At 57.8% G+C, this 10,661-nt stretch carries 6 protein-coding genes and 3 pseudogenes; 5 read left to right on the forward strand and 4 right to left on the reverse strand.

The features are described 5' to 3' along the window. Together P3C39_RS32675 and P3C39_RS32680 are read right to left on the reverse strand one after the other, a co-directional pair. Positions 1-1,588, reverse strand: a 1,588-nt coding sequence (locus P3C39_RS32675; RefSeq protein ID WP_275955065.1) for a DUF4347 domain-containing protein, incomplete at its 3' end; no start/stop codon positions are given. An 81-nt stretch (positions 1,589-1,669) separates the two neighbouring features. Then, entirely contained in the window at positions 1,670-1,984 is a 315-nt protein-coding gene (locus P3C39_RS32680) for a hypothetical protein (protein WP_063170476.1), read from the reverse strand. Positions 1,985-3,061: 1,077 nt separating this feature from the next. Between P3C39_RS32680 and P3C39_RS32685 the strand changes: the two genes are divergently transcribed. Beyond that, positions 3,062-5,857, forward strand: coding sequence for a glycosyltransferase family 25 protein (locus P3C39_RS32685; protein ID WP_275955064.1), 2,796 nt, complete (start codon positions 3,062-3,064; stop codon positions 5,855-5,857). Positions 5,858-5,910: 53 nt separating this feature from the next. Here the strand turns inward: P3C39_RS32685 and P3C39_RS32690 are convergent, their stop codons facing one another. Continuing rightward, positions 5,911-7,098, reverse strand: coding sequence for an FkbM family methyltransferase (locus tag P3C39_RS32690; protein ID WP_275955063.1), 1,188 nt, complete (start codon positions 7,096-7,098; stop codon positions 5,911-5,913). A 168-nt stretch (positions 7,099-7,266) separates the two neighbouring features. On the opposite strand from P3C39_RS32690, the gene P3C39_RS32695 reads away from it, so the two are divergent. From P3C39_RS32695 to P3C39_RS32710, 4 genes and pseudogenes are all read left to right on the forward strand, one after another. Continuing rightward, positions 7,267-8,157, forward strand: coding sequence for a hypothetical protein (locus P3C39_RS32695; protein ID WP_275955062.1), 891 nt, complete (start codon positions 7,267-7,269; stop codon positions 8,155-8,157). Positions 8,158-8,533: 376 nt separating this feature from the next. Next, positions 8,534-8,700, forward strand: a pseudogene (locus P3C39_RS32700) (DUF3606 domain-containing protein). A gap of 20 nt (positions 8,701-8,720) precedes the next feature. Further along, positions 8,721-9,506 carry an exodeoxyribonuclease III gene (gene xth, locus P3C39_RS32705; protein WP_275955061.1) on the forward strand — a complete coding sequence of 262 codons (786 nt, stop codon included), beginning with the start codon at positions 8,721-8,723 and terminating at the stop codon, positions 9,504-9,506. 278 nt (positions 9,507-9,784) lie between these two features. Continuing rightward, positions 9,785-10,032, forward strand: a pseudogene (locus tag P3C39_RS32710) (nucleotidyltransferase domain-containing protein); the annotation flags it as partial. Between the two features lie 365 nt (positions 10,033-10,397). On the opposite strand, the pseudogene P3C39_RS32715 reads toward P3C39_RS32710, so the two are convergent. Further along, a pseudogene (locus tag P3C39_RS32715) lies at positions 10,398-10,661 on the reverse strand (hypothetical protein); the annotation flags it as partial.

Consider the following 10,661-nt stretch of genomic DNA (forward strand, 5'->3'; position numbering starts at 1 on the left):
CGGTCGAGCCGGTTGCTCCGGTCGATCCGGTCGAACCTGTTGCCCCAGTAGAGCCGGTCGAACCTGTCGATCCGGTCGAGCCAGTTGCTCCGGTATTACCGGTTGCACCTGTGGCGCCGGTCGAGCCTGTTGCTCCAGTCGAGCCGGTCGAACCTGTTGCCCCAGTAGAGCCGGTCGAACCTGTTGCCCCAGTAGAGCCGGTCGAACCTGTCGATCCTGTCGAGCCAGTTGCTCCGGTATTACCGGTTGCACCTGTGGCGCCGGTCGAGCCGGTTGCTCCGGTCGAACCTGTCGAACCGGTCGAACCGGTCGCACCAGTAGAGCCTGTTGCTCCAGTCGAGCCGGTCGCACCAGTAGAGCCTGTTGCTCCAGTCGAGCCTGTTGCTCCGGTCGAACCAGTAGAGCCTGTTGCTCCGGTATCACCGGTCGAGCCAGTCGCTCCTGTATCGCCCGTCGCACCTGTGGCTCCGGTATCGCCTGTGGCTCCCGTTGAGCCCGTGGCACCGGTATCGCCCGTAGCACCCGTTGCTCCGGTATCGCCTGTTGGTCCGGTATCCCCGGTCGAACCTGTTGCACCAGTATCGCCAGTCGCGCCTGTGGCGCCGGTCGCACCAGTAGCCCCGGTTGCGCCCGTAGCGCCGGTTGCGCCCGTAGCGCCGGTCGCACCAGCGGCCCCTGTCGCACCCGCGGTGCCAGTGCTCGCGAGGGTTAATAGGCCACCATTAAAGTGGTCGCCATCGTTGCCCGCGGCGCCTGGGTTGTTGATTGGCGTGGTAGCGAAAAGATAACCCGGTTGGTTGCCCGCCGTGACGGGGTCAGCGTCGGCGACAAAAGTAAGTGTGCCGTATAGGCGGAAGCCAGAGTCATAGATGAGATAAGTATGGCCAATATCTGGAACTGTTACTGTTATCGAGAATTTTGGAGCCACGACATTGGCTGCGGATGGCAACTGAAAGCTACCTACAACCGTATCATCGGTTGTAGCTGGCGTATTAATTGTATCAATCAAGTAGTACGTGTTGATATTGTTACTTGATCCAGTATCTATAGTGCCGGTAAGTGTCAGATCGCCCGCAGCCAGAACCCCCACGTAATCCGCCGCGCCTTCAGAGGTCAGTGGCGGCAGGGGCGAGGACGCGTTCCTGCGTGCGCACAGCTCCCAGGCGCCGCCCAGGTCGGCTGCGCCGACTAGCGTTCTCGATGCGCAGACGTCCGCGCCAACTGCCTCTTCCAGAGCCGCCACGAAGGTCTCGCCCGCCTCCCCCGACGCCGTCTCGCAGCTCCACAGCCGCAGCTCGCCGTCTGTGGCAAGCGCCCGGCCGATTGCGGCAAGATCCTCGGCCTCTTCCTGCAATGTAGCTGATGACCACTCCCCTGCTGTGAAGCCGACACGCCCAGACCCACCATGTGCAATGACGTGCACCGCTTCGAGCCCTGCGTGCCCCGCGAGCGCGGCAGCGATCTGCCGCGCCGCCGGTCGGCGGCCGTTGAGCACAATCGCTTGAACCTCGGGTCGCACGCTGCCGAGAATTGCCTGGAGGTCGGAAACTGAAGGATCGACAAAAAGAACTTCAGAGGCACGGGCCATGACTGGCTCCTGTTGGCTTCGAACTCAATTCACCGGCAGCCACTCACTGGCCTAGCCGGCAAGTACTGCGACTAAAGAGATTTACCTCCCGGACGGCCCGACGGCGCCGTGGGGACGTTCCACCACTGGCGTCTCGACGCGAAGGAAGTTGGCGACCTGGAAGTTCCCGCCTTCATCAAACGTCCCAATGGCAAGCGAGCCGGCGGTGCTTGGGACTTTGACGGTGAGGGCGACAGCGAGGCTTCGCTTGACGGCTCTGGGAAGAACGACCTGACCGACAATAGCGCTCTTGGCCGTGTCCAGAATGAAATAATTTATATTTTCAATCGTGTCGCCGATCGGCAAAATGCCTCGAACGGTGACTTCCATAGCCGCAAATCCTGCCGTGAAGCTCATCATCTTCTCCTTGGTCGCCGGCGGCCGGGCCGCAGCTTCTCTTGGTCGTACCTTAGATTTCAATCGCTGGTTCAATGGCTGCAGAGCGCGGGCGCCCGGTGAGGCCGGTCGCGCGCATTGCCGCATTGCGGGCAGGTCTAAGAGACGGGTGCGCAAGGCTTGGCAGCCTCTTCGTGCCGCTCGATCGGATGGCGCCCCAGTTGTCTTCGCCCAGGTGAGTGAGGCGTCCAAAGGACACCGAGGAATACCCATCAATCGCTGGGTAATCCGTGCTGTTGGCCGACTGCGGGCAATTCAGGCGTTGTTCTACGCCTAAGCCTGCGTCATGGCCCCATCGCCTCGTACACGGTATCACCCCAACCATGGTCACTCCCGTCACGCGTGTCCCCGATTTCTCGACGACGACTTACGAGGGAACCAACTGCTTGCGGGGGGAACATCAGATTTGGGAAAACGCCGGCCTTGAGTTCAAGGCCGTACAACGTCTTCTCTTGCACGTCACCACACACTCGCCACGCCCTCACGCACGAAGTGACTTGCTCCAGACACTCTCCTGGCTTCGCAGACGCAGCCCAACAGGCCCTCTGCCCGGTTCGCGGGAACCCTCTCAACACAAGACATTAGTAAAATCTAAAATTAGCAACTTGTAAATAACCAAGTTAACAATTTATTAATTGTGGACCATGAGTAACTACTTTCGGTCGACATCAAATGGCGCGCATGGGCCGAACGCATCGAAAAATCCGAGGCTTAAGGGTGCCCTCTGGTTCGCGTCGAACCCTCGATGTCGCGGCGGAATTTGCGCCTCAGCGATTGGGTCGACGGGAAATTCTGTTCTTAACCCTCTGGTCCGGAGCGACCGCAAGACCCTTGCTGCGACGGAAAGCGCTGGCTAAACAATGGACGGGTTGAGGCAGCACTTGGCTGTGAAGGGGCAATCGTTCTTTGCAACAAGGTCATGCAAATGGCCAAAGCGGCGGGGTGATGCATGAGATATAAAGCCGGACAAAGGCGCAGGAATTCCCTTCAACAATTTCCAGCAGCGTGTAACGGACGCCGCTCCGCCAAGGGATTAGCATGAGCACCATCGGCCTGTGCATGATCGTCAAGAACGAGGCAAAGGTCATCTTGCAATGCCTCGCTAGCGCGCTTCCTCTCGTTGACTACGTGCTCGTCATCGACACGGGTTCCGAGGACGGCACGCAGGACATCATCCGTACCTTCCTGACCCTGCACAATGTCAAAGGCACAGTCATCGACGAGCCTTGGCGGGACTTTGCGTACAACCGTACCTTTGCCCTTGACCGCCTGCGTGAAGTCGAGACGGTCGACTACGCCATGATCATCGACGCCGACGACGTCGTGGTCCAAGACGCTGACTTCGATCCGATCGCGTTCAAGTCGAACATGGAACACGATCTCTACGACGTCGAGGTGTCCCATGGGGGCATTTCGTTTTATCGCCCGCAGATTTGCCGCAACCGGCTTCCCTTCTCCTTCAAGGGCGTGCTGCACGAATATCTCGAGGCCCCTCCCGGCCATCTCACACGCGAGACCGCCAAGGGTTTTCGCGTGGCGACGGGGCGTGGCGGAGCACGCAGTCAAAACCCGCGAAAGTACCAGGACGACGCGGCGGTTCTTGAAAACGCGCTTGCTACGGAGACCGACCCGTTCCTTATTTCGCGATACACCTTCTATCTGGCGCAGAGCTATAGGGATTCCGGAGAACGTGAAAAATCGCTGGCAAACTATCTGAAGCGCGCCGAGCTGGGCTTCTGGGACGAGGAAATCTATGTCAGCCTGCTCGAAGCGGGCAATCTCATGGCAGCGCTGGGACGGCCATTCGACGAGGTCGTTGCAATCTTTGAGCGTGCGACGCAGGCCGTTCCCGCCCGCGCTGAAGCTCTTCACGCCGCGAGCCTCTATTGCCGCACCCAGGGCCGGAACGCGGAGGGAGCGGAATTTGCGCGTCGAGGGCTCGACCTTGCACAACCCCCTGGACTTTTCATACAGCCTTGGGTCTACGATTACGGATTGCTCGACGAGTTTGCCGTCAATGCCTACTGGACAGGCGCTTACCGGGATTCACTCGACGCCTGTCTGAAATTGCTCGCCAGCGAAAAATTGCCGGCGGAAATGGCGAAGCGCGTGGTAGCCAACGCGCGTTTCGCCACTGACAAGCTTCCGGTGCATGAACCGTCGAATCTCGGGGCGTTCGGGACAGAGAGCTTGATCGATCAGCACAAGCTTATCCGGCAGCGTTCGCTGCGGTCGCGCCTGAAGGGTTCACCGCGCATCCTGATTGCAATCCTGGCAAAGCAGAAGGAACCGGCACTGCCGCTTTACCTCGAGTGCATCGAGGCGCTCGACTACCCGAAGGCATCGATCGTCCTATACATCAGGACAAACAACAATACCGACAGGACCGAGCATATACTGCGCGAATGGGTAGAGCGCGTGGGTCACCTCTATGCGGCGGTCGAAATCGACGCCTCGGACGTCGTCGATCGTGTTGAGCAGTTTGGCGAGCACGAATGGAATGAGACGCGCTTCAGGGTGCTTGGCCGAATCCGAAACATAAGTCTGCGGAAAACGCTCGAGCACGGCTGCGATTTCTATTTCGTGGCCGACGTCGACAATTTCGTGAGGTCGGCCACGCTGCGAGAACTTGTCGCGCTTGATTTGCCAATCGTCGCTCCTCTGCTTCGCTCTATCTCGCCGGGCCAATATTATTCGAACTTTCATGCCGAGATCGATGCCAACGGGTATTATTTGCAGTGCGATCAGTATGGTTGGGTGCTCAACCGCCACGTGCGCGGCGCCATCGAGGTGCCGCTCGTGCATTGCACATATCTTGTCCGGGCTGACGTGCTGACCGAACTGACATACGAGGACGGCACATCGCGGTACGAGTACGTTGTCTTTGCTGCCAGCGCCAGGAAGGCCGGAATCGTCCAGTATATGGATAACCGACAAGTCTATGGCTACATCACCTTTGGCGATGGCCAATACCATGTGAGTGATGGCATCGAGCGGGCTCGAGCGCTGTTGCATGGTGCGGGCGATACCTCCGCATTCACTGCCGCCACGCCCTCTGTCTCCGGGACGATGCCAGCCCGGCTTGTCGAGCCGACGGGTTCCCCGAAAATTCACCTGATAAACCTCGACCGCAGCATCGAGCGCTGGAGCAGGTACCAAAGTAACAACTGGCATCTATTGAACAATACCGTTCGCGTATCAGCCGTTGACGGCACTTCTCTCGACAGGGAGGCGCTCATCAAGGAAGGTCTGATTACCAGTGATTGTCCGTATCCCCCGGGCACGTTGGGGTGCGCTCTATCTCATATCAGCTTGTGGAAGCTGTCGGTTTCAGAAAACAAGACAATAACTATTTTCGAAGACGATATTCGGTCATCGTTTCGATTCACGGAGGAATCCACCAGTATTATATCTCAAGCACGGGCAGATTGGGATATCATACAGTGGGGCTATATATTTGACCCATCCTTTCTCTGGCTTGACCTTGGTTTCTCAAAAGCCAAAATGGAATTCTACGATCGTCAATATATTAATAGAACTGCCTTGTTCCAGTCCGAGAACTTCTCCAGATTCCTTATCAAGGTAGAGCATTCGTTTGGGCTTCAGGCATACACAATCACACCAAGGGGTGCGCGGATACTTCTGGAAAAGTGTCTGCCGCTCCGCAGCAGACTTATCCCGTTTCCTGGAACTGGCGTCGTCCTTGACGACACGGGCATTGACTGCGCGATGTGTGCGGCATACGGCTCGATGCAAGCTTTTCTTTGCATGCCGCCACTCGTTATTCTAGACGATGAGCAACCTTCAGATCGAGTGGCGACGGATCAGGGGTGAGCCTTGAAGGACTCTACCTCGATCGCTGGCGAACGGTCGTTCTATTCATGGCCTCACGGGTAAGGAAGAATTCCTAACACCTGAATGATTACAGCAAATTTTCGCTTTTCTAGATCAGAAAGAGTTGCAACCTTGTCGCGCCTCTTCGTAAAAAGGGCATCAAACTCGACTGCATCGCCATCGAAGTGCGGTACTTGATTAAGCTGGCGTAGGGCGAAACCGAAATCGCCCAGAATGTCGACTATGTCACCAATCAGCTTTTGTCCTCGATATATCGGAACAACATGCGTTTCCAGCTCGATAGCCAAACAGGATTCCAGAAGGTGGCCGAAACCAAGCAGAACTTCGTATTCAAGACCTTGGACGTCTATTTTTATAACATCCGGTGACGGAACCGCGCTTGCGCGGAACAATTCGTCATATCGAACACATTCGACCTCTTGCATGCTGACAACGTTGAAGACACGGGCTACTGAGTAGTTCTGCAGGATCTCAAAATTTGGCTCTCGCAAAGACGAGCAGTATGATCCGGCAGTAATATACAGCTTTTGGGGGCCAGAAGTGTTTGCCAGCGCCTTTTCCACCACTTGCGCGCCCGGAATTCGATCGAGGGTTTGTCGTATCACCTTCGCTTCCGACGACAAGGGTTCGAACACGACGGGCGTAATATGATCGGCTCGCAGCATCCACTTGAGCTGTAGCCCTCCTTGGCCGCCAACATCGACGAGGGTGATCCGCTCCTCTGCCGGCGTGCGAGACAACTCGGGGTATGCATCAAACGTTTCAACCAGAACGCTCAAGAGTGCAAACTGTTCGAGTCCAGTGCCGGCGTAGACGGGACGACCATTGTCGGAGCAGCCTATTGAGAGAGACCCGTGGCAACTCAAAAAGCTCACATCGATCTCGATCGTGTCATCTGGATGAGCGTTGATCGAAATGGTGTGACTGATACCCCTGTTTATTATGGTGCCGTCGAGTGCAATTTCGGCAACATCCAAAGAACCATAGTGATGGATATAGAAGTTTGTGGTGGTCGTGGGCAAGAATCTGAGGACGCACCTCATCCGAACCATTCGAAACAGAAAAGCTGAATCGTGAAGTCGTAGAAGATGCCAGTCACGGCGGTCACTGTCGCGAACGACCAAAGCTCCGCCAACGATATGAGTCGACATTTCGTGGACGACCTGCCAGCTTGATAAAGCATCGCCAACATACGTTTTGGAAAAGATCACCTCGCCCACCCTCGAGTCCCCTAGCCGCTTCCGAGTAGTTCAACTCTCAAGGGGTCTACGCTTAGACCTCGGCCGATGGCAGAACAAGCTGGACTTCCTATTTTTCTCTTTGCAGGGCAACATGGTCGAGTTTCGAAGTTGCTGCGACGAGATCTCCTAAATTTGCTAGCAGGTTCAGTGGCCGGCAGCCTCACACCAGTGGCGTTGACACCCTCCGGCGGTTGGAGCACAGGCTACGGGGTCATGTCTTCCCCACCTTCCTCAGCTAGCTCGCAACCAAACCTCCTCACCGCCCCCATCGAGCTTGCCGGCGACTGGGGCCACATGCTTGAGGGAGCCGCTGATCAGGTCGTCGAACGCATGCGGCATGCATGCCTCGACGGCGTCCGCCTGCTGTCCGACCGCCAGCCGACGCGCCTGCGTGTCGACGAGCACACTTCCGGCACGCCGGCAATCTGGCTGCATCCGGACGGCAGCAGTATGGCCTGGATCATCGTCGATATCGGCGAGCGTGACTGGTCGAAGCTCGCCTACCAGTTCGGGCACGAACTCGGACATGTGCTGTGCAACAGCTGGCAGCCGGACGCCAAGCCGGCGCCGCCTTGCCAATGGATCGAGGAAACCATGGTGGAGGCTCACTCGCTGCGAGGGCTCGCACGTCTGGCGAAAAGCTGGAAGGAGGCGCCACCCTTCGCAGGCGACAATGCCTTCGGCGATGCCATCGCCCGGTACCGCCAGGACATCATCGATCGTTATGCAGCGCTGGCTGAAAGCCAGGGGCTCACGCGCGACGCCGCTGCGTGGTTCGCCGACCACCGCGGCGAGATCGAAATGCCCGCTCTTAATCCGTTCGCCCAGGCAATGTCGCTGACCATCCTCGCCGAATACGGCCGCGCGCCGGACTGCGTAGAGGCTTTGGGGGCACTCAACCGCTGGCCCGGCCGCACCAGCATGCCGATCGCCGAGTACCTCGGACACTGGGAGACGAGTTGTGTCGAATTGCGCGCTTCGCCCAGATTGCCGATCCGCCTGCGTGATCTGCTGCACGTTCAACAGCGGGCCAAGTGAAGAGCGCTTAGGCCGGTAGGCGACGGACCGGCTTAGCCTGCGCTCGATGACCATGTCCGGTCAAAGACATGTCGGTCGTTTCCTTGCTCGCGGGCTCACACGCACATTGGCGTTATGATATGGCATCTCGGCTCGCGGCGCTTTTCGGCGCCGAGTCCGCCATCGTAAGCTCTGGCAGGACTGGTCAGGCCGCGCGACATGCAACATGGGCCGGAATCGCGACCTAAGCGCGATACCCATCAACTTGTCGAACTCGAATTCATGGCTCGATTCAATCGTGTGCGTGGAATTCGGTTCCAAGCGGTAGTCGACAGATTGAACCGGAAGAGTCTGGCGGCGTTATTGGGTCTGGAATGGCAATCCTTTGGAGGACGAAATGGCCAGTACTGGAACAACCGGTGGACGCAATCAGGACCGCGCGAAGGTTGCTGGCGGGCAGGATAATGAAGTGAAATACGAGGCGGGCAAGACCGGCGCGAGGAGGGCGACGTGAAATCGGTGGGCAACAGCCGCAAGAAGATTGAGGACAAGCTGAAAGAATAAGCCACCGTTCGCGTGCGCAAATGATCCGCTTAGCCACCTTCAATGTGAACGGCGTTAATGGCCGGCTGCCCGTGCTCCTTAGGTGGCTGACGACTACGAAGTACGACATCGTCTGCCTGCAGGAACTGAAAACGTCTGACGAGAAGTTTCCAATTGGGGCGATCCGTGAGACGGGATACCGCGCGATCTGGCATGGCCAGAAATCCTACAACGGCGTCGCTATCCTGGCTCGCGGAGTAGACCCGATCGAGCGCCGACGCGGGCTTCCCGGCGACCCTGACGACAGCCATAGCCGCTATATCGAGGCGGAGATCGGCGGGCTGGTTGTCGGCTGTCTTTACCTGCCAAACGGAAATCCCGCGCCTGGTCCCAAGTTTGACTACAAGCTGCGCTGGTTCGACCGTCTGATGCGCTACGGCCGAGCTCTTCTCCAAGAGGGCGCGCCGACCGTGCTGTGCGGCGACTATAATGTCGTCCCAACTCCGATTGATGCGGTGGCGCCGCGACGATGGATTGGCGATGCGGTTTACTTTCCCGAGAGTCGCCAATCCTATGCCGATATACTTGAGGACGGCTGGACCGATGCGCTCAGGTGCATCCATCCGGACAAGGGTGTCTACACTTATTGGAATCACTCCTATGGGGGCGGTTACGACAGGAGTTCTGGTCTGCGAATGGACCATCTGCTGGTCAGTCCCTCGTTGTCGTCCTGCCTTCGCGATGCCGGGGTGGATATAGAGACGCGAGGATGGGAGAAGCCGAGCGATCATGCGCCGGCATGGATAGAACTTGCTAGCCCGAGTTGAGACTTGAAATGCCGTCCGATTCTGGCTGCTCCAGACTTCGCCCCCTTTGTCTGAAATTTGTAGTCATTCTTCGGACCACGTGGCGTCGCGCATTACTTTTGCCACCGAGCGGGAATATTGTGTTTGGATCTCCATACAATCTGCACGAGCAGGTACTTGGAAACGACAGGATCGAAGGCGTGGGAACTAACCACGTTGCTTCATGCGGGCAAACGCGTCAGTCTGTAGATTCGAGGCTTGTCTCGGCTATGTACGCAATGGACGACCGACCTTTGTTTATGAAATCCAGCATCGACAACCTCCCGCCACCAAAACAGCGCGAGCTGAGAAAGACGGTCAAACTCCTTCTCGAGGAGTTTGAGGATGCCCTCAAGGGCGGGACGGCCGACTGCAAAAGGCGTGGGCGCATCCTCAAGATCATACTTTTGGGTCCTATGCGCGTGGCGACTGGGTCGACGAGCCGCATACCAGGAAGGGCTATCGTTCGGATTTCGATCTGCTGGTGGTGGTGAACAATCGCAAACTGCCGCGGCGGCGTTCGCCCCGTACGGAAAGCGGTACTCCTCCATCGCCTTAGAAATCGGCATGTCGCCGGTTCCCGCGTAGCGGCCGGCAAAGGGGTGTTTCCCCAAAACAGCAACAGGAAGGCCATCAGGCGAAACCTCCGTGGTCTCAACGACCCTGAAAGCTTTCTTGTCGAAAAGGAAGTTGGCCTCACCGGTGTTTTTTGTCGCCCTGCGCGCGAGTGCTGCGGGCCGCCAGTTTTGGCTGAAACCGGTAATGTACGAGCAGCCCTCAGAGCGGCTGGATCACCTCCCATCTGACCGAGCCCCGCTCGGCCGCTTTTTCACAGCGAGGAAGGGACAAGGAAAGGGCACAGAGATGCACCTCCTACTGTGTCAGGACCGTTATCGAGGGGCGCTTGTTGAAGTCGCACTTGCCGGTGACGCTGTAGAAGAAGTCGGCATTTGAAGACGGCGTCGGCACGGTTGTGCCGCCGTCCTCCCGATGGCACGTACATCTGCAGTGAGAGGCCAGCCATCTGGCTGACGTCGATCGACGCGCCGGCGCTGTTGGCTGGGTACATGGTGTTGAGGCAAGTGGTTGAATATTTCTTGGTGCCGCTGGTCTGGAGTATCGCGTCTGCAGTCAGAC

This window comes from Mesorhizobium sp. XAP4, from assembly GCF_029269325.1.
Taxonomy (GTDB): Bacteria; Pseudomonadota; Alphaproteobacteria; order Rhizobiales; family Rhizobiaceae; genus Mesorhizobium; species Mesorhizobium ciceri.

Bases quoted from the DNA above. Each gene is read 5' to 3' on its own strand.
- xth (WP_275955061.1), top strand. From the start codon at position 8,721: ATGATCCGCTTAGCCACCTTCAATGTGAACGGCGTTAATGGCCGGCTG.
- P3C39_RS32685 (WP_275955064.1), top strand. From the start codon at position 3,062: ATGAGCACCATCGGCCTGTGCATGATCGTCAAGAACGAGGCAAAGGTC.
- P3C39_RS32680 (WP_063170476.1), bottom strand. From the start codon at position 1,984: ATGAGCTTCACGGCAGGATTTGCGGCTATGGAAGTCACCGTTCGAGGC.